The 18,747-nt window shown below is 52.9% G+C and carries 16 protein-coding genes; 8 read left to right on the forward strand and 8 right to left on the reverse strand.

Translation table 11 applies throughout. The features are described from left to right. Positions 1–442: 442 nt before the first annotated feature. Complete coding sequence (locus VE954_RS41435; protein ID WP_324964311.1) at positions 443–952, forward strand: hypothetical protein; 510 nt, start codon at positions 443–445, stop codon at positions 950–952. A 298-nt stretch (positions 953–1,250) separates the two neighbouring features. On the opposite strand, the gene VE954_RS41440 is transcribed toward VE954_RS41435, so the two are convergent. Then, positions 1,251–3,248, reverse strand: a complete 1,998-nt coding sequence (locus tag VE954_RS41440) for a sensor histidine kinase (RefSeq protein WP_324964313.1) — start codon at positions 3,246–3,248, stop codon at positions 1,251–1,253. An 86-nt stretch (positions 3,249–3,334) separates the two neighbouring features. Here VE954_RS41440 and VE954_RS41445 point away from each other — a divergent pair, with 86 nt between their 5' ends. Beyond that, positions 3,335–4,927, forward strand: coding sequence for a hypothetical protein (locus VE954_RS41445; RefSeq protein ID WP_324964314.1), 1,593 nt, complete (start codon positions 3,335–3,337; stop codon positions 4,925–4,927). Between the two features lie 3 nt (positions 4,928–4,930). Here VE954_RS41445 and VE954_RS41450 read toward each other — a convergent pair whose 3' ends face one another. From VE954_RS41450 to VE954_RS41465, 4 genes are all read right to left on the reverse strand, one after another. Beyond that, positions 4,931–5,278 carry a hypothetical protein gene (locus VE954_RS41450; RefSeq protein ID WP_324964317.1) on the reverse strand — a complete coding sequence of 116 codons (348 nt, stop codon included), beginning with the start codon at positions 5,276–5,278 and terminating at the stop codon, positions 4,931–4,933. A 77-nt stretch (positions 5,279–5,355) separates the two neighbouring features. Beyond that, positions 5,356–6,816, reverse strand: coding sequence for a hypothetical protein (locus tag VE954_RS41455; protein WP_324964319.1), 1,461 nt, complete (start codon positions 6,814–6,816; stop codon positions 5,356–5,358). Positions 6,817–6,827: 11 nt separating this feature from the next. Continuing rightward, positions 6,828–7,379: a hypothetical protein gene (locus tag VE954_RS41460; RefSeq protein ID WP_324964321.1), complete on the reverse strand. Its 552-nt coding sequence runs from the start codon at positions 7,377–7,379 to the stop codon at positions 6,828–6,830. Continuing rightward, entirely contained in the window at positions 7,369–8,745 is a 1,377-nt protein-coding gene (locus tag VE954_RS41465) for a hypothetical protein (protein WP_324964323.1), read from the reverse strand. Before VE954_RS41465 ends, VE954_RS41460 begins: the two co-directional genes overlap by 11 nt. Before the next feature lie 218 nt (positions 8,746–8,963). Here VE954_RS41465 and VE954_RS41470 point away from each other — a divergent pair, with 218 nt between their 5' ends. Continuing rightward, positions 8,964–10,430, forward strand: a complete 1,467-nt coding sequence (locus tag VE954_RS41470; protein WP_324964325.1) for a chemotaxis protein CheX — start codon at positions 8,964–8,966, stop codon at positions 10,428–10,430. 3 nt (positions 10,431–10,433) lie between these two features. Here the strand turns inward: VE954_RS41470 and VE954_RS41475 are convergent, their stop codons facing one another. Next, positions 10,434–11,576 carry a tetratricopeptide repeat protein gene (locus VE954_RS41475; RefSeq protein ID WP_324964327.1) on the reverse strand — a complete coding sequence of 381 codons (1,143 nt, stop codon included), beginning with the start codon at positions 11,574–11,576 and terminating at the stop codon, positions 10,434–10,436. On the opposite strand from VE954_RS41475, the gene VE954_RS41480 reads away from it, so the two are divergent. Genes VE954_RS41480 through VE954_RS41495 form a run of 4 tightly spaced genes read left to right on the forward strand, consistent with a single transcriptional unit; the run spans position 11,575 to position 15,826 of the window. Next, positions 11,575–11,817, forward strand: a complete 243-nt coding sequence (locus tag VE954_RS41480; RefSeq protein WP_324964329.1) for a hypothetical protein — start codon at positions 11,575–11,577, stop codon at positions 11,815–11,817. The two genes, VE954_RS41475 and VE954_RS41480, sit on opposite strands and share 2 nt — an antisense overlap. Continuing rightward, the gene (locus VE954_RS41485; RefSeq protein ID WP_324964331.1) at positions 11,814–13,748 is read left to right on the forward strand and encodes a methyl-accepting chemotaxis protein; all 1,935 of its coding nucleotides are present in this window, start codon (positions 11,814–11,816) and stop codon (positions 13,746–13,748) included. Before VE954_RS41480 ends, VE954_RS41485 begins: the two co-directional genes overlap by 4 nt. A 2-nt stretch (positions 13,749–13,750) precedes the next feature. After that, positions 13,751–14,680 (forward strand): flagellin, encoded by a 930-nt coding sequence (locus VE954_RS41490; RefSeq protein WP_324964333.1) that lies wholly within the window; start codon positions 13,751–13,753, stop codon positions 14,678–14,680. Positions 14,681–14,719: 39 nt separating this feature from the next. Continuing rightward, positions 14,720–15,826, forward strand: a complete 1,107-nt coding sequence (locus tag VE954_RS41495) for a phosphatase domain-containing protein (protein WP_324964335.1) — start codon at positions 14,720–14,722, stop codon at positions 15,824–15,826. Between the two features lie 13 nt (positions 15,827–15,839). Here VE954_RS41495 and VE954_RS41500 read toward each other — a convergent pair whose 3' ends face one another. Then, complete coding sequence (locus tag VE954_RS41500; protein WP_324964337.1) at positions 15,840–16,307, reverse strand: FKBP-type peptidyl-prolyl cis-trans isomerase; 468 nt, start codon at positions 16,305–16,307, stop codon at positions 15,840–15,842. A 94-nt stretch (positions 16,308–16,401) separates the two neighbouring features. Then, a complete protein-coding gene (gene nadB, locus VE954_RS41505) occupies positions 16,402–18,003 on the reverse strand; it encodes an L-aspartate oxidase (RefSeq protein ID WP_324964339.1) in 1,602 nt (533 codons plus the stop codon). Between the two features lie 166 nt (positions 18,004–18,169). On the opposite strand from nadB, the gene pgsA reads away from it, so the two are divergent. Continuing rightward, a complete protein-coding gene (gene pgsA, locus VE954_RS41510; protein WP_324964341.1) occupies positions 18,170–18,739 on the forward strand; it encodes a CDP-diacylglycerol--glycerol-3-phosphate 3-phosphatidyltransferase in 570 nt (189 codons plus the stop codon). The last annotated feature ends 8 nt before the right edge of the window (positions 18,740–18,747 follow it).

Below are 18,747 nucleotides of genomic sequence, written 5' to 3' on the forward strand. Positions count from 1 at the left end.
GGCTTGTACTGTTTTGTGCATATCGGGCAGCTGACCCTCTACCAGCCTTCTCATGCAGTTGTCAGATCAAATCAAAACTTTTGCACCTTAATCACGTCCTCCCGGCGCCTTCGTTCGGACTTTTCTTCTTTGCAGCTTCGGCGGTGGCCCGTCATTGTTTTGATTCTTCCTCCCGCAAGAATTTTCAAGTGATCCTCATGGTTTGCAGTCGATCGCGGAAATCCGATATCGCCTTGACGCGCTAGAGTTTTCTTATGCATGAACTTATTCAAAGATATAAGACATTTACAAAAGCTGCGAGAATTCATGGCTGAGGCTCTGTCGGGAATCTGCCATTCCTAATTTCCTATGGGCTGCGAATATAATTAAGATTTTTGTCTGGCCCAAGGCTTGTAATAAGGAGTTTGTGTTTTACGAATCACTTCGCCCAAGAGGTTATCCAATGCTCTCCTTGAACAAAGTACTATCAGCTTCGGCCCTTTTGCTTCTCCTGACTGCTTGCGGAACCAAATCGTCGAAAAAGGATAGAGACGCATCCCAGAATCCGAACACTGAGACGAGTGGGGACGCCAGCAAAGACGCTGCGCCCTCATCCAATGACGACCAAATTGCCCCGTCGAAAAACGACCAGGTTGGGCAAAACGCTGACATACCCGCGCCTATCAGCACAAAGCAATCATCAGAGCTCACCCTTGAACCGTTAAAACCACAGTTTTATAAAATAGACGTACCTGGTGCGACGAACTTAAACATTGTCATCGAGGCAAAAACTGCAGGAACGTATACCCTTACTGCTGAGTTGTTTAACGATGATTGCAAGGCTTCATCAGGCCAGGGCAAGACTTCCGTCAGTAGTGGCAGCTCAGGAACTATATCGGCCACAAATAATGTTTGTCTAAAAGTCTCTGCAGACAACCCGACACCGATTCAGTTCACATTTACAGTTCAGTGAAGGGAGGGCCCGTTTCCTTTATACCTCAGTGCCGTAACCACTCCCTGGATACGGTGAACTGGCGACCATGATCAATTCCATGTCAAGATACTTCTTAAGTCGCACTCGCCTCGAATGAATCGGCCAGGGAAAAGGCAGACCGTATGTCAGATTGCATTGAAAAGCGTCCCGAAGAGGAGGATTGAATCTCTCGGCTGGCGTCTTTTAGTCAACAATATTAGTGACTTGATTAATTTATAGGCAATCTTTCCGGGGCCCTGGCATTTATAGACGGGCTTAGCGGATTTACACTGACATTTCAGGCGGCGATGGCGTCTGCGAAGCCGCGCTTCAGGACGAGAATAAACCGAGTCCCATGATCATCCGGGCACTCTTCCACGGGCTTGCTTTCCACACGCAAGTCACCCTGATATTTTTCCACATAACTCTTCACAATCGGCAGACCAAAGCCGGTGCCTTTTTCCCCCTTCAATCCGGGACGCGTGGTGGGACTGGAGATATCAAAAATCTTGGATTGAAGGTCGCTGTCCATACCGATGCCGCGATCGGCGATCATGAGCTCAACCGTGTCAGGCTTGGCGGTGATCGTCAGTTCAACGCGCGAATGGTCAGGACTGAATTTAATGGCGTTGCTGAGAAGATTCGCGAGCACGTTATACACGAGGCTGCGCTCTTCCGCGAGCACGTGCAGATCGGGTTCCAATCCGGTTATGACAAGGTCAACGCCCTTTTCCTCGAGGCGTTTCTGCAGGAAGTCCTGCAATTGCGTCAGTGTTTTAGCGAGGGGCACCGCTGTGAGTTTAACTTGAATCTTTCCGGAATTGATCGCTTCAAACTCCCGGACGTGTTCGATGATTTCCTGCTGGTGCACGGCGGCGCTGTGCATACGCTTCAGATAGCGTGTTGCTTCAGGCCAAGTCATTTCAGGTTGTTCGTAGATGGTCGAATAATTAAGCATGATGTTCAAGGGATTGGCCAGATCGTGACAGATCACGCGGACGAGGTTGCGATTGGCAGCAGCTTCACGCTCGTGAATCAACTTTTCCCGTCGCCGGGCTTCGGCCATCAATTCGGCTTCACGTGCCGCCAGTTCTTCATTACGAATACGGCGAAGATAGTTGATCTCCTGCTTTTTGATCTGATTGAATTTATCGCCTAGACAGACGGACAGGAAAACCGCTTCCCAGATGGAACCAAAGGCCAGTTCCACACCTTGCGGCCAGGAGCTGATCACATAGCCAAGCCGTACAAGCGAAAACAGGACAGCCCCGAGGATCAAGGGGACCCAGGCAATGAGAAAGAGAATTGCATAGCGATCCCGTTTGAAAGCTCCTACCAGGGACACCACAAAAATCATGAGTGGCGCGAGAATCAAGACATAGTAGAGCGTGTGCATGACGAAGAGATAGCCGCCGCCGAAGGCCCCAAACAAACCGACCAAGATTTGTATCATCGCAATCGTCTGAATCACCCACCAAAGGCCCTTGCTCTTATCCCGAACCCCTAAATAGGATGCGGTAAAGACCAGAGCGGAAGCCGGCGCCAGGCTGGGAAGAAGGAGCGACATGACACTATTGATGTAAGGTGATTCGGGCCAAAGCAGTCCATAGGCCGAACCAAAGCTGATGGATATCGCTCCCGCGGTGACTCCCTGGAAAAGGCAGTAGCTGAGATAGATCCTTTCCCGACTACTCACAAAAAGCAGGAAATTGAACAGAATAATCGATGCCATGGCTCCAAAATACAAGGTCCCGGCATGACCCGCCTTGGCGGCTTCACGCTCCAGGCTGAGCGTGGGATAGATCTGCATATCGATTTCCACGGGTGCTGTCGATTGAAAGCGCAGGTAGACGTCACGGGTTTCACCAGGTTTCATCGTTAAGAGAAACGCGAAGCCCCGATAAAAAAACGCCCGCGATGCAAAAGGAGTATGGTCACCGGTGTGCCTTTCGAGCAGCAACTGGCCCTGATCCACAACATAGAAATCAATGACATCCGTGCGAGGATCTTCGCTGACGAGATAGAACGATTTGGTCTCGTCGGCCGAGTTAACGAGCGTGGTCCGAGCCCAATAGGCTTTATCAGTAATACCAAATTTAAAGGTTTTGAATCCTGGCTCCACCCCACGCCAGCCGGTGGCATTCCGCATGGTGTCGAACCGCAGTCCGGGCAAAGGTTCCTCGACGACTTCGAATTCCTTGGAGACAGCGACTTTTTTCGCAAGATTGCCAATATCGATCGTCGACGCCGCAGCATCGAACGTCAAAACCAGCAAAATGGCTATGACCCACTGCATAATCGATCGAAACCTCCAACTGCATTATCGGAAGAGACGGTCTCAGCTATAATGATAGGAAACGCTGCCGCGTGGAGGTCCCTTTTATGATTTGCATGCAACTCCGGCCTTTCATCTTTGGTTTAGGCAGCTTTCTGCTGCTCCCTTCCTGTGGCCAGGAATCCAAAAAGAAGGGTCCCGCCGCCCCTCCCCTGGGAGAGATGGCTCAGGTCTTTGCTGATGTTGCCAGCCAGTATCGGTTGCCCAGGGACATTCTCATGGCCGTGGCCTACAAGGAATCCGGGCTGTCGGCCGTACCCAGCCGTGGGATGTATGACCAGGATGGATCCATCCGAGGGATGCTCAATGGTGAGACGGCCGTTGGTCTGCCCCGCTCCATATTGCAGCTGGATGAGGCGCCGGAGAACAACACGTTCCGCGCCCAGATGCAGGCCTATGGCGCCTTCGTTCGCACCAACCTGGACGCGCAGCATCTCGACCTGTCACCGGCATTGAGCACACCGGATGCGATTTATGATTGGGCCTGGCAGCTCGCCCAGATGCATTCCCGCGACAAGGAAGCCCGTAAAAACGTTCAGATCATCTTTGCCATGGAAATGATCAAAACGCTGAATCAAGGTTTTCTCTGGCAGGATACTCAGTCGTTGGAAAAAATTGAACTGATGCCGCGCACGCCGCCTTTGACCCCGGAGAGCTTTTCCGCGCCGATTCAGGCGAATCTGCAGCTCGATACCAGCATCTCGGAAATCTTTACGGTCGATTATCTGCAGTTGACCTATGGTGAGACGGGCAAGGTCGACAATCAACCCAAGCGGGTGATCGTGGTGCACTGTCCCCTGACGCTTTCCAGTTGCCTCGCCTCCCAGGTGCAAACCGGTTCGTCCGAGCATGTCGTCCTCGGCACCCATTACATCATTCCTGCTGATGAGGACATGCTGAAGAAACCAGTTAAAATCCTGCCGCATCGCGCTCCCGTACGTCTCACCGATGTCCACGGTCAGCAGCAGCTGATCACGGATGCGATTGTCATCATGATGGTGGGACAATCGGGTCATTATAAGGACGGCCAGAGGATGCAGGCGGACCCTGCCTGGTATAATCGCAAGCAGCTGCAGCACATGGGCAAAGTGATTCAAGGCGTCTGCACCCTCATCAACCGTGATGATCCCAGCGTCGATCTGGAACGCTGCCGGACGCCCCAGGATGGACTTGAATTCAGAACACCGACAGCAAAAGCCTTTCGCATCGGCGATATTCCCGATTTTGAACCCTCCATCTTCTGGTCCTTTGCCCGTAATCCGGATGACCTGAGTGGGGATATCGACCTGCAACTCCCGCCGAATCAAAAACTGTTTCCAGCGGGCTCACCGGTCACGATCAACCTTGCTTTTATCCGCAGCACAGCCAAGATCGATGTTCAAATCCTCGAGCGCTGTCCTTCGGGAAAAACAGTCTGGTCCACGGTCAACAGCATGGCCGTCCGTAATATCGATCGCAAAACCATTCAGGTGGAACGGTTTGACCAAGGGCCCAATCTCAACGGGCAGCAGTTTTTAAGAGCCCTGGCCTACGATGCCAATGGCCGTCTTATGGGTTGGGGTATGCAGGATTTCTTTTTGAGCAACTTCGATCGAGCCGGAACACCGGGTCCCAATGAAGGTCTGTGTGCAGCGCCCTGATGTTTAAGGCCAAAGCAGGTAACGATTGTTGATGGGCAGATCGATGACATCCATGCCATTGCGCGGCCCACGCATCGTTTCCAGCTTGGCGTCATAGTAATCCACAAACGTGGATAGCCCATCCTCATTCACCAGGTGCAAAACGTTCGGCTGCCGTGGACTGATCCCTTTCACCGTAAACGAATCACCCTCACGAAAATCAGCATTTTTTCCGCGGACGAGGCGCACCTCGTCCTCCACTTCCATTTCGTGAAGTTTGGGCGGCGGTTGCCGGCGAATGGAATGCTTCACCCCATCTTTCATGTAGGTGACCGTATACGGAGTTCTGGGAAAACGTACGCCCAAAAGCAAGTCCTCGCACTCCGGAAGGGAGTCGAGGACGTATCGGGCGCAGAGGCTATGCAGTTTCTTACTTTACCGTCGCAGTTCTAGACTTTGCGAACAATTCCGCTGGCATTCGGAGCGCCGTTGGCCGTGATACCAAGCGCCTGCAGCATAACATGATGCACATCGCCTTCGCTCAACTGCCTGCCGCTCTGAGGTTCGCCGGTAGAAAGGTCACAGCCATAGGTATAACCCGTGTTGGGATTGACTCCTCCGTAAACCTTATTGCCCTTGAGCAGCGGGGAAACCATAACCGCCGCATTATTCAAATCGTGACCACTGCCGCCTACCTTGGATCGATCACGGCCGAATTCTGTCGCCACATACATCAGGCTGCGATTCCACATTTTACCGTGTTCCGGTATTCCCAAGTGATCCTCGGTTTTCAAGAGCTGGATCAAACGATCCATCACGGAAAGCACCCGGCGCCACATCGTGTTTTGTGCGCCCTGATGGGAATTATGCGACCAATCGAAGCCCAGCGGCAGATTGCTCATGATACGGCCCGAGCCCAGGTTTTCAAAACGTACAAGGTTATCAAGGCCAATGGTCACGCTGCAGCTGACGCCATAACGCAGAAGCAGAAAGGCCATCGCCCCTTGGGCTTCCAAGGGATCGGTCAGGAACTTGGGAAAGACTTCCCGCAGTTTGGTCAAAAGCGTATTGCGTTCATCACGCAGCTGGCCCATTTCATTAAAGCGTGCCAGATCCAGTAGGCTCAAAGCCTCCAGAAGCTGAGCGGCTTCGATCTGAGGAACCTTCTGACGGAAGGTGAGAAATTCCCGCACGGGGCTCAGACTCTGCATAGCCTTCGCGCGCGGCTGCAGTTCTTCCAGCTGACCACGAACCACACGCGCCGCTTCCAAAAGCTCATGGTTGGTTCGATCCGCAATGACCTGTTCGCGATGCAGAGCCAAGGGAAACAGGAGAGCATCGGCAATCTGCTCCGCTTTGGCCAAGGCCGGCAGGCCGGAATCCGTTCCATCCAAAGCATAACCGCCAAAGGACATGTTGATGTTCGGCAGCAGTTTATCGGCTCCGTACTGGGCCGCCACAGCCTCCATCAAGGTTCGACCCTTGTTCGCGCCGTTGCCATTCAGGGAACGCTGCGCGGCGATCAGATGGTTGACACTGCTGCAGGTAAACGGCAGGACCGCCATATCCGAACCATGACGTTTGAGAAAGTCCTTCATCTCATAGTCATTGCCAACCGGAACACCGAGCGCATAATTTACTTTTTTCACAGTACGGAAGGCCGAGCCCTCAACGCTCTCGATCTGTTCCGGCTTATACGATCGGATGCTGGCATTGTCGCTGCTGGCCACAACCGGCAAAAACGAATCCACAATACTCGCGCCCCCGGCGGCGGCGAAGACGATCAACAGCTTGCCCGGATCCGCAGCGAAGCGTTCGGGCGAACGGGAACGGGCCAGAAGTGAAGGACAGGACAGAGCCGCGGCTCCGGTGGCAGCGACCTGAATAAATTGACGTCGATTCCCTTGCATGTCCTTGCTCCTTAGAAGAACAGATTGGTCCACTGAGAACCTACTGCCAGACAGAGCGCCTGACTCCACTGATCCATGCTGGTGGACCCAAACCGATTGCGATCCGCGAGCTTAAGGGCTGTCGTGACTTCGGTGCCAGCCGCTGGCCTTTGGAAAAAGCGCTGATAGAGATCCTGAATCTGCAGTTTGATCAGCTCATCACTGGTGTCATTCAAAGTCTTATTGAGTGCATAGAAGCGAAAGACCTTGGGATCGCTGCCATCCTTTTTGATGCGCTGGATGCAGCTCTGCAGCACGGTGCGTTCAAAGGCTGTCGCGGTCAGCTGGGATGGCTTTTCCATGGACGTGTACTGAGCGCGGTCAAAAGGATCCCGACCACCCAAGGAAAAGTTGTGAACCAGATCGGTGCAGGAATAGGTCCCCAGTTCCAAACATAACTGATTCGGAGGCAAAGCCAGGGCTTGGGCCAGATCATTGCGCAGCATCGTCGCCCGTTTCCACATGGGATCGGCGTGGAGCTGACTGGACAGGAAAAGCATGATGATCAGAATTCTATTGCGCATCGCTGACCCTCCCAGCAAAGCTCAAGGTTTCGACAAGGCGATGAAGCAGGCGATCTGCGGAATATCCGTCGTCATCCAGATTTTGCCAGAGACGGGTAAAATCCGTTCGATGTTGGCTGCTGGCTGGATTTCGGCCAACGGCAAAGTTAAAGAACATGAGCGTCAGAGTCTTTTTGAATTCATCCGATTCAGAGGCCATGCGGGCCCAATCCCCGAGATCGCCGACCGGCTGCCCGAAGAGGTAACCGCGACCTTCATACTGCGTGCGCTCAGGTACATAAGTTCCCACTTGATGTCCACGCACGGCAAGGCCAGCATACGGAGTGAACGCATAGGAAAGAGGATCCAAAGTGCTGTGGCAGAAGGCACAGGCGGCCTGCTTCACACCCTTGTTATCATAGTCGGCCGGTTCATGCTCAATGGGGAAGAGTCCCTCGCTCTTGGCGATATCATAGCCCAGGTAAGACCGATAGGCCTGCGCTGCAGTATTACGCGGGATATCGGCAAACATCGTGTTCAAAGAGATAAACCATTGGGTCGTGAGCATTCCATAGCGACGATCCATTTGCAGAGGCTGACCATTCCCGATCACGGATTTGCCAGGAATCGAGTAGCTGGGTATAGGCCCCTCCACTTTCTGACCCTTGTCATTGATATGATACTGGGCCAGAAGAAGGTCACGGGCATCGTGTCCTTCGCTGAGCGCATAAGCAAACAGGCGATAGTCATAGCTGTAGTCACCAATCACAAAGGGATCACCTTGGGGACCGATGGCGAGATTGGGCCGGATCTTGTCATCCGCCAGGCGCTGCAGGGCTTCTTTTTTCCAAAAATCACTGCGCAGGCACTGGTCGAGATAGTCCTGCCTCAGCTGCTTTTTCAGGATCGGATCCACCTGATCGCGCTGCTTCTGAAGATCGGCAGAAGACGGGCTGCTGCCGCAGAACAAAAGTCCGATCCGCCGCAGAGCAAGCTCGCCATCAAACACCAGGAGTGCGTCTTGACCAGGCTTATGGGTAGGATCACCGGGGCCGGTTCCCACATCAATTTCCGAACCATTGCCCGTGCCATCGGCATCACTGTCCAGTGTTTCCACCGTGATCATCACCGGGCGGAGATACTTTTGAAAGGCGACCGGTTTTCGATCAAAATCAGGGAATTTGATAAGTTCGGTCCGCAAATCGCGACCGTAGGGGTTCAGATTCGGCGCCTCGGTGTGACAGGTGGTGCAAACCGTGGCCTGATTCACGCAAAGGGGTGAACCGGGATACCCTTCACAAAACAGTCGCGTATTCTGAGGAATGGCCAGAGCCGTCGCTGAGCCCAGCTGCCAGAGGCCTGCGATCGCTAAAACAAGACGCTTCATGGAAAGCTCCTTGCGTTCATAAGACGAACTAAGATCTGGCTTCATGCTAGATTTTTTTGCAAGTTTCGCCAACAGGAATTTACGGTCAAAAAAATTGAATCAACAATCCAATTGAATGAGCTTTGGCGTTTTATTAAACATTTGTATCCCTGGCTTCGGATCAAAGGGTCCATGAATTTTGTGATATCCTGATCCATACAGCCATAGGGGACCCGGACATGCATTGTTTGCTCCTGCTCCGACCTTCGACCGCCTTGCAGAAAACAACCGATGAGGCTATCCGTAAGTTCTCGGGTATCCACGAGGTGAAGATCGAAGTCGATATCGTGAAAACCGCCATCGAATTCGCCAAATGCGTGGATCAGGGCCGGCGCTACGGGGCTGTGATCATTGAGCATGAGATCGAAGAGGTTGAGGTCAACTATATCCTGAACCTCTACCATGACCTGAAGCGCAAGCCGCCCCTGCTGCTCTCCAAGGCGAACTATGAAAAGCTGGTGAAACGCCTGCTCGCCACCCAGATCACCCCGGTTTTCAAGGATTTCAATAAGGACTTCATCTACGACTACCTGAAAGAAACCCTGATCATCGCCGAAAAAAAGATCGACATCCGCATCATCAAGGAGGTGCTGCTGTCGGTCACGGGCATTATTCATGAAAACACTCAGGTCAAGCTCGAGGCCTTGGGTCTGAGTGAAATCAAAGCCAAGGATTCCAAGCAGGAGATGAGCTCCATCATTGCCTTTATAGGTGACGGTGTGATGGGAACCCTCAGCATTGCCACGACCAATAACCTGATTGGTCTTTTCTGTCAGAAGATGCTCTTCTGCGAGCCGTCTGATGTCACCGCCACGATGCGGGCGGATGTTCTCAATGAGCTGTCGAATCAAATTCTGGGCGCCTTCCGCAATAAGCTGGCCCAGGATGGCTACGAGCTTTCCACCAGCATGCAGATTGTGGTGGCAGGGGACAAGGATCATCTCTTTCAAACCAAGACCAATGGTCACTACTACTACCTAAGATTCAAACATGCGAATGATGATTTCCTCATCACCTTTGCTTATGGATCTTATAAAAAGCAGACGGGCGAGCCCAACTTCAGTCGGGCTGCGCTCGGCAATCGCTCGCTCGATGTGCGCGTCCTGAATCTGGTGGTCAAGGCTCTGGGGGATGTCATCAACATCAACGGGGATAGGCCACACAAGATGTCCCTTTCGGAGCAAAAGGGACAGGATTATCTGGGTGAGTCGCTGCATATCCTGCACTGTCGTGGCCACCAGGGCAGTTTCATTGCCGCGATTGATATGCCCCGCTCCACCGTAGGACTCATTACGCAGGAAACCATGGGCATCTCGGCCGCCGACCTTACGCCTGATATGATCAATGACGTCTGCGGCGAGCTCATCAACCAGGTGGCGGGTTCCATCAAAAAATATATCAGCGCTATGGGATATGAGTACCTGAATGTATTTCACGGCAGTTTTTGTGCTGAAGATCAGATCAGCTATCTTCTGAAAAATCAGGGCCTATACTGCCGGATGGGTTTCACCCTACGTGATCAGCCTTTTACAGTCTGCTATGGAATGGAAGCCGCGCAGGGATCCAAGATTTTTGATATCTGGGGTTATGTGAAAAGTCTGGGTCAGGCTGCCAAGCCTGCTGGAAAAGGCAAGTCAGCCGGCTGAACGCTACGAGGCTCGCAGCAGCTCAAGCTGTTCCTTGGCTTTGGTGTAGTCCTTCGGGGCGACCTCGTGGGCTGATTTAAAATACTGCTCGGCGCGTGCCAGATCCCCTTCCTTCTTGGCCAAAAGACCCAGATTCATCCAGACCTTGTGGACATCAGGCTGCTGAGGAATCAGCTTTTGCATCGATTCCAAAAGCTTTTGGGCATCGGCATGCCGCTTGGCTTTGGCCAGTTGAAGAACGCGGAGCTGAGCATAGCGCGCGACATTCCTGGGCTGGGCCGCAGCCTTCAGGCGTTCCTTGGCATCCTTGGTTTTGCCGAGCAGGATCTCGGCCACGATGAGGCCGGAGCGGGCTTCATCCTGGAACTCATCCAGCTGCAGACTGGCTTCAAACTTATGCTGGGCCTCTTCGTACTGGCCCCCATCCAGGGACATGTGACCCATAATGGTAAGAAAGCGTGGATGCTTCGGCGCCAAGGCCACGCTTTTATTCAACACCTCATAGGATTTTTCCACAAGTCCGGCTTCCTGATAGATGGAGGCCAGAGTTATCCGGGCTTCCAATGAGTTGCGATTGTCATGGATGGCCGCCAGAGCCGCTTCTGAGGCTGGCTTATACTGTTTCATGGCGAGGTGAGCCCGGGCCTGCAGGAGATGGCCTCGGAATACATCCTTGCCTTCTTCGGCATACTGGGCAATGACTTGCAACGCTGCTGCGTGGTTGTTTTGCTTGAAGAGCATGGCGATCTGTTCCCGCAGGGCCAGAGCTGTATGGCGTTTGCGAGCAAAGAAAATAATTTTTTTGAGGCTGGGAACCAAATCCGCGCTATTAATGGGAAAACTGCATGGCAACACGTATTCCAAATCAAAGCAGATCGTCTTGAGATACGGGTCCAGGTCATGGAGCATGATCAAAATCGGCATTGCACAATGCATGGAGCCATCCCGGACGTGGCGCGCCATATTCAGGATCTTACGGTTACCGCTGTCATCCTGCAGGACAAGTCCCTGAGCTGATTCAATGGAGCTCAGCTCGTCCAGGCTTGTGATGCGACGCACGGCGCAGTCCAGCTCCTCAAAGACGAGGAACTCCTGAATCGCTTCTGCGATTTCATCCTGACTGCAATACACCAGCAAGTCGCCCATGACCGCCTTCCCAAATTATGGCCTTTTGCTATCGGAGCTTCCGCATGACAACTTCAAAAGATTATCACCCAAAGAGGGGTTTGACTTTTTGATAATTTGGAAAGAAGTTCCAAAAACAGCTCAAGTACCAGCAGCTTCCCGAGAAACGGAAAAATCCAGACGATTCCAAATCCTTAACAATAAAAAAATTATGCCGATCGTCCTTCCGAAGCGTCCCGTTTCGGCAAGGGAGTTGCAATGAGCGCTCATACACGTGTTTTGTCCTTTATCCTATGGCTGAGCAGTCTGCTCGTATGCCTGGGGGCGACCAATCTCGCCATCTTTGATATGGGATCCTACAATCGCAACGATGAGTTGCAAAAGATCCAGGACAGCTGGGAAGAGTTTGGGCTCACCTTTGCCAAAGATAGCAACGAGGCTCGCATCATCGCTGCCAACGTGCAAAATCTCAAGGTCTCGCGCGAGGGCAGCCTCCTGCTCGATCGCGATACGGTGGCGACCCTGAGCCTCGTCTCCCTGGTTGCCCTGGGTCTGGCGACCTTATCTCTGCTCATGGGTTCGCCCCGCGTTCCCCTCATCATACGCCGGCGCCAACAGGCCAAGGTCCAGAATACAGATGCGGAATCCATGTCCTTTTACCTGCAGAACCTCGAGCAAACTGCAGCCGATCTGAAACTCGTCTGCCAGGATTTAAGCGATCTCGACAATGACAAGGAGCGTCACGGCAATCGACGCAACGCCTTGATTGACAGTCAGTTCGATCAGCTGGTGCGGGTCGAAGCCCAACTGCAACGGGTACGGAGCGATGTTCTGTCCACGATCAGCAGCTCCAAAGATATCACAGACAAACTGCAGCGCCTATCGACCCAGTGTGAGGATTCATCACACTTTGCTGCCGCCACGCGTATGGAATGGAATGCCATGGGCAGCAAGCTGCGGCAAATCAAGGAAAGCCATGACAAGATCAAAAACACGTCTGATAAAATCGGCAAGCAGCATATCATAACCAATGAACTGCTCATTAAGACCCTGGATTTCGGCACCATTCATGGCAAGCATGCCGACGCATCCAAGGAGCAGATGTCACGCCTCACTGAAATATCCAAGTCCACCTTGAATACCATGGATATGCTGGCGTCATCCATGGCCGAGTCCAATCAGGATGTGACACATGCCAGTAAACTCGTGCGTGGCCTGTCCGAGCGCGCCGAAGAAATCGTGAACATTATCGATGTCATCGATGACATTGCCGAGCAGACCAACCAGCTGGCCTTGAATGCCTCCATCGAAGCAGCTCGTGCCGGTGAACAAGGCCAGGGTTTTGCCGTGGTTGCCGGCGAGGTGCGTAACCTCGCCGCGCGTTCCTCGACAGCCACCAAATCCATCACGGATCTGTTAGGCACGATTCAGCAGGAAGCGGATCATGCCTCGCACTGCCTGGAAAAAAGCGCTAAATCTGTGGAAATGGCTCATTCCAGGATGCTGGAAGTGGACCGTTCGTATCGGGAAGCCGTGATCCTCTCGCGCCAGGCTCTGACCGAACTCAACCAGCTCGTGAGCGATGTCGGCAACCATATGCATGACTTGAAGCAGATCGAGAAGCAATCCGCTGAGCTTCGCAAATTCTGTGTGGGTTTGAATAATCTCCTGGAAGAGCAAGGCCGCATGACGTCTGTGACCTATACGGAGAGCAACCAGCTGACCATTCATTCCGATCGGTTGTCCCGCCTGCTCAATCGCCAGTTCTTTGAGATGTCGCATTGCGATCGTCTGGTGGAAGGCCTTTTCTATTCCCTGGAAAGCATCAAAGGTCGGATTGAGGAAGGCATCGCCAATTCAGAAAACCTGTTGAATGGCTTCAATCAGGTTTATCAGCAGAGCCTGCAGCACGAAGTCGGCAATGGACGCCGAAGCGCCCGTTACGGCCGCATGATCGAACTCGTCAAATCCTGCAGCCGCAGTTTGGACATTATTCGCAATCCCTCCGAGATGGCGCGCACGGAAATCGATGCCATCTATAAGGCTGCGGATATGGAACAGGCTCTGCAGCCCAGCCCCTTGCTGAGCAAGCAGGCCAGTCCGAAAGAAGAGCGCGCGGACACGGACATGACGATGCTGCCCGCAGACGATGTCCTGATCGGGGAACCCGATCAGTCGCAAAAAGTGAGTTGAGCATGACCTTTATTCTCAATGACAAGGCCACGGGACTTAAGATAACCAACGCCCTGGAACAGGCCCGCAAGGAAAACCAGAGCAGTTTGGAAAAACTCAGCTCCGGCCAGATCTTTACAAGTCAGGAGCCAAAACCGGCCGACCGGGCTCTGGCGGATCGTCTGGAACATAAGCTGCGTGGGCTGGCCACATCCAAGCGCAGTATCAATGATGCGGTCTCGCTCTTGCAAACAGCGGAAGGCGGCTTTTCTGAAGTCACCAATATGCTGCTGCGGATGAAGGAAATCAATACAGCGGCGTCAACGACCACGCTGAGTGACACCGAACGCAAGTACCTGTTCATTGAGTACCAGGCTCTGCATGAAGAAATCGACCGCATTGCCTCGACGACGGAATTCAACAGCATTCCGCTCCTCAATGGCCAAAATGAAAAAGTTCCCGAACGCCTGATTTTTCGGGTTGATGATGCGGTACGGGATGATGATGCCCCGCAGAACAGTGGCGATTGGAACGAGCTGCGTTTCGATGGCCTCAAGGATGTGATCGTGACCACGGTGGGCTTGGGACTTAAATCAGCCAGTGATTTTTTAACGGGTGAAGAAGGCGTTGATCTCGATACCGCACGGGAACTGATGGAACCGTCTGACACCCGCTTTGCCAGTGTCTATGATGAGGCCCTGGATAAAATCAGTGGTTTCCGTGCGGCCTATGGCGCCATGCAAACCCGCCTGAACAAAGCCATGGATTATAATGATGTGGCCACGGAAAACGTTGCCGCTGCCAAATCGCGAATCGCTGATGTGGACTATGCCTCCGAAGTGGCGAAAATGACTCAAAACAATATCCTTCTGCAAACCGGTACGGCCCTCCTTACGCAAAACAACATTGCCGCCGGCACGGCTCTGCACCTGATCCAATCCCTTCTTTCCTAAACTCCCCTATCAGCTATAATAAGTTCGGAGGAAAGAATCATGAATAGATTCTGGCGCGGATCCCGTTCTGAATCCACTCGCAACAATCGCAGTTATAATGTCAATTCCCTGATTGATACGGAAAGTCTGCTGACGGAGTCAGCGGCTGATGTGCAAATCATTTGTGACATTGATAAAACCTATATTGAAACCCGCTTTGAAAGTGCTGTCGGCATGATCAAGATTGCCTTTGAAGACGCGGATGCGAAAGTTGCGGTCAATGGCGCGCCCCTGGCCTTGCTGACGGCCCGGTGGGGTGCGGCCTTCGAGGGTCAGGATATTCTCGGTCCACGGCCTCTGCATTTTCTCTCGGCCTCGCCGCCTCAGCTACGACGCGTGATTCGCGATAAGCTGGCCAAGGATGGGATGGACTGGACCAGCGATACCTTTAAAAATCAGGCCTACAATCTCAAAATGGGCCGCCTGAAATTATTGAAGCAGCATGTCGCCTATAAAACGGCCACCATCCTGAATCATATGGCCAAGGCACCGGCTCAATCCAAATTCATCCTCATCGGTGACAACGCTGAGCTCGATGCCTTTATTTACTGTGGTGTGCAGATGCTCCTGACCGGGGAGCTGACACCGGCTGGCTATCGCGAATATCTGAGTCTTGGCAAAGTGGAACACGAAGTTTTGAACACCCTGGAACCGCTGATCACGCGGAACTTCGGGGGCGTTCAGGTCATGGGCATTCTGATCCGCAAGGCGCCGGGTTACGTTTTCAACGAGGTGCCTCCGCTGACAGATATGGCTCTGACCTTTGATTCCTATTTTGAAGTGATCATGCATTTCCTGGCCTGGAACCTGTGTCCGGCCTCGTCACTGCCGCGGATCACCCGCCTTCTGCACAACGACTATGGTCTGGCGCGTGAGGAACTGCTTGCCTGTCTGGCTCAAGCCCAGATAGCGTTTACAGCGATGGGACGGGATGTCAAGGATTTGAAAACGGCGGAAGATTTTCTGCGACGCGGTCCACCCCTGGGGACTTTGCCGAACCGAACCTATCTACGTCCAGGGCAGCATCGTGATCGCGTGGATCTCGACGAAAAATCGATTCTTGGCCTTGCCAAAGATTGGGTCAAGGCCATCGAGGAACGGGAGTAAATCCGCTCCCGTCTTATTTCACGTCCAGCAGTTCAACATCAAAGATCAAAGTGGCATTGGGTGGAATCACGCCGCCCGCGCCGGCTTCGCCATAACCCAGACTTGGGGGGATGGTCAGCTTGCGTTTGCCGCCGATTTTCATGCCTTTCACGCCTTCATCCCAACCTTTGATCACCTGGCCTGCGCCGAGCGAGAAGGTAAAAGGCTCATTACGATCCACCGAACTGTCGAACTTGGTGCCATCGGTCAGGGTTCCTGTGTAGTGAACAACAACCTGCTTGCCTGGTTCCGCCACTGCGCCTTCGCCGACTTTGATGTCTTCGATTTTCAATTCTGTGGCGGCGGCTGCGGGTTCACCGGCAGGGGTTGTCGTCGTCGTCGTGGCTGGTGTGTTGGCGTCCTTGTTATCGCCACTGCATTTGCAGCCACCCATCCCGAGCAACACAACGAAGACCGAAGAAACAACATAAGATGTGCGCATAATTTGTCCTCTGCTTTGCCAAAACATTACAAGATCGTCCATTATGTCCAAAGGACCTGCGAATGCAAGTAGCAATCCAATTGAATTTCAGACACTACCAGATCAACGTATCAATGGGTTCCTGACTCTTATCCTGTTCGAGGTAATCAAGATTGTAGTGGATGCCCCGTGACTCCTTGCGCTTCATTGCACAGCGAATGGTCATGAATGCAACATCAGCGAGGTTGCGGACTTCAAGGAGGGACGTATCGATCTGATGCTCCCAGTAGTAGGACTGCAGTTCATTGCGAATGGCATTGATCTTGTCAAAAGCACGCTGTAAACGCTTCTGCGTCCTAACAATCCCGACGTAGTTCCACATAATGCGCCGAATTTCGTCCCATGTATGGGTCAGCACAACCAGTTCATCGGCCTGGATGGTCCCGGACGAATTCCAATCCGGCACATGAGTTTCGGGAAGCGGCGGCAGGCCAAAGGTTTGCACGTGCTTCGACACACGATCCGCGAAGACCAGAGCTTCAAGCAAGCTATTGGATGCCAGACGATTGGCCCCATGAAGACCGGTACAAGCCACTTCACCAACGGCAAAAAGATTACTGACCGTAGTACGTCCCCATGAATCAGTGGCCAGTCCTCCGCAGCTGAAATGGGCCGCAGGTACGACGGGAATCATTTCCTTGGTCATGTCGATGCCTTGCTCAAGGCAGACTTTATGAATGTTGGGGAAATGCGCTTGAATTTTTTCGGGCCCAATGGAACGGGCATCCAAATAGACGAAGGGCAGACCGCTCTTTTTAATCTCCCGGTCCACCGCACGGGCGACGATGTCGCGAGGCGCCAACGATTCGAGCGGCGAGTATTTGTGCATAAAAGGCTGGCCCTGTGCGTCTTTCAGGATCGCGCCCTCGCCCCGAACAGCTTCTGAAATCAAAAAGTTCTTGGCCTTGGGACTATAGAGACAGGTGGGATGAAACTGCATAAATTCAAGGTTCGCAACCTTGCAGCCGGCTCGCCATCCCATAGCCAGACCATCACCGGTGGCCACATCGGGATTGGACGTATAGAGGTAAACTTTGCCATGACCACCGGTGCAGAGAAAGGTGGCCTGCGCGCGAAATTGAATAATCTGATTTTGTTTCTCATCGAAGACATAGGCGCCCATGCAGCTGTTGCTACCAAATTGTGGGCGATACTTGTCGGTGGTGAGCAGGTCAACGGCAAACATGCCATCAAACACTTGGATATTAGGGTTCTGCATAACCCCTTCGATCAGAGCCCGGAGCACTTCCTGTCCGGTCAGATCATTGGCATGGATAATACGCCGCGCGGAATGCCCGCCCTCCCGGGTCAAATGATAAGGCTGATCGTCCGTGCCGTCCTTGGAGCGGGTAAAATCCACACCCAATTCGATCAGCTCGCTAATGAGCGCCGGCCCCTTCTCGACCACCATGCGTACGATATCGCGGTGACATAGACCAGCCCCTGCTTCCAGGGTATCCTCAATATGTTGCTCAAAGGAATCCTCGGGACCGAGGACCGAAGCGATGCCCCCCTGGGCATAGCGGGTATTGTTGTCAAGCAGACTGCCCTTGGCAATGACAACCACCTTGCTGAATTGGCCTAGCTTATGGGCCAGCATCAAACCTGCAATGCCAGAGCCAATGACGAGATGATCCGTTTCGATCGTTAGCGCCATGAGAGCACCTTTCATGGAAAGCCCGCAAAATCCGTGGTCTTCGTTCCATATCTTCAGCTATATTGGGAACCGTATGCCGCAGCGACAGCAAAAGCTTTGCGTGACCAAGGCCGGGCCCCCCGTTTGCGGTTGCTTATCAATATCATGAGCAGTGCGAAGGCGAAAGATGGATAACGACAACGAAGGTGTAAAGAGTTGGATGCGCAACCTGCCGAACAAGCTCACGCTGTTTCGCATCGCCGTCATCCCTGTGATCGCATTTCTCTACATATGGGATGTTCGTCCCCTGAACTACCTGGCAGCCATACTGTTTGCGGTGGGCGCGATCACGGATTTTCTGGATGGCTATATCGCGCGCATGACCAATAACGTCACGCGCATTGGTGAAGTTCTGGATCCCATTTCGGATAAGCTCCTGGTCATGGCCGCCCTGGTGATTTTAACAGAAGCACAAATTGTGGCCGGTTGGATAACCATTCTCGTCCTGTGTCGGGAGATTGGCATCAGCGGGCTGCGACTGGCCGCGAGTGAGCAGGGATTCAGCATCAAGGTTTCAAGCTACGGCAAAATTAAAACTGCTTTGCAGGATGTGGCGATTGTCCTTCTGCTTTTGCGCTTGGATGAATATCACGTCCCAGGAATGGTCTTGCTCTGGATCTCCATTGGCTTTTCTTACGTCTCGGCTTGGGCGTATTGGAGCAAGTTCTGGGAGCATAGCCGTCATAATTTCCAATAATTTTAGAT

The organism is Oligoflexus sp. (genome assembly GCF_035638955.1).
Classification (GTDB): Bacteria; Bdellovibrionota_B; Oligoflexia; order Oligoflexales; family Oligoflexaceae; genus Oligoflexus.

Coding starts and splice junctions, on each gene's coding strand:
- VE954_RS41435 (WP_324964311.1), top strand. CDS start 443: ATGCTCTCCTTGAACAAAGTACTATCAGCTTCGGCCCTTTTGCTTCTC.
- VE954_RS41440 (WP_324964313.1), bottom strand. CDS start 3,248: ATGCAGTGGGTCATAGCCATTTTGCTGGTTTTGACGTTCGATGCTGCG.
- VE954_RS41445 (WP_324964314.1), top strand. CDS start 3,335: ATGATTTGCATGCAACTCCGGCCTTTCATCTTTGGTTTAGGCAGCTTT.
- VE954_RS41455 (WP_324964319.1), bottom strand. CDS start 6,816: ATGCAAGGGAATCGACGTCAATTTATTCAGGTCGCTGCCACCGGAGCC.
- VE954_RS41460 (WP_324964321.1), bottom strand. CDS start 7,379: ATGCGCAATAGAATTCTGATCATCATGCTTTTCCTGTCCAGTCAGCTC.
- VE954_RS41465 (WP_324964323.1), bottom strand. CDS start 8,745: ATGAAGCGTCTTGTTTTAGCGATCGCAGGCCTCTGGCAGCTGGGCTCA.
- VE954_RS41470 (WP_324964325.1), top strand. CDS start 8,964: ATGCATTGTTTGCTCCTGCTCCGACCTTCGACCGCCTTGCAGAAAACA.
- VE954_RS41480 (WP_324964329.1), top strand. CDS start 11,575: ATGACCGCCTTCCCAAATTATGGCCTTTTGCTATCGGAGCTTCCGCAT.
- VE954_RS41475 (WP_324964327.1), bottom strand. CDS start 11,576: ATGGGCGACTTGCTGGTGTATTGCAGTCAGGATGAAATCGCAGAAGCG.
- VE954_RS41485 (WP_324964331.1), top strand. CDS start 11,814: ATGAGCGCTCATACACGTGTTTTGTCCTTTATCCTATGGCTGAGCAGT.
- VE954_RS41490 (WP_324964333.1), top strand. CDS start 13,751: ATGACCTTTATTCTCAATGACAAGGCCACGGGACTTAAGATAACCAAC.
- VE954_RS41495 (WP_324964335.1), top strand. CDS start 14,720: ATGAATAGATTCTGGCGCGGATCCCGTTCTGAATCCACTCGCAACAAT.
- VE954_RS41500 (WP_324964337.1), bottom strand. CDS start 16,307: ATGCGCACATCTTATGTTGTTTCTTCGGTCTTCGTTGTGTTGCTCGGG.
- nadB (WP_324964339.1), bottom strand. CDS start 18,003: ATGGCGCTAACGATCGAAACGGATCATCTCGTCATTGGCTCTGGCATT.
- pgsA (WP_324964341.1), top strand. CDS start 18,170: ATGGATAACGACAACGAAGGTGTAAAGAGTTGGATGCGCAACCTGCCG.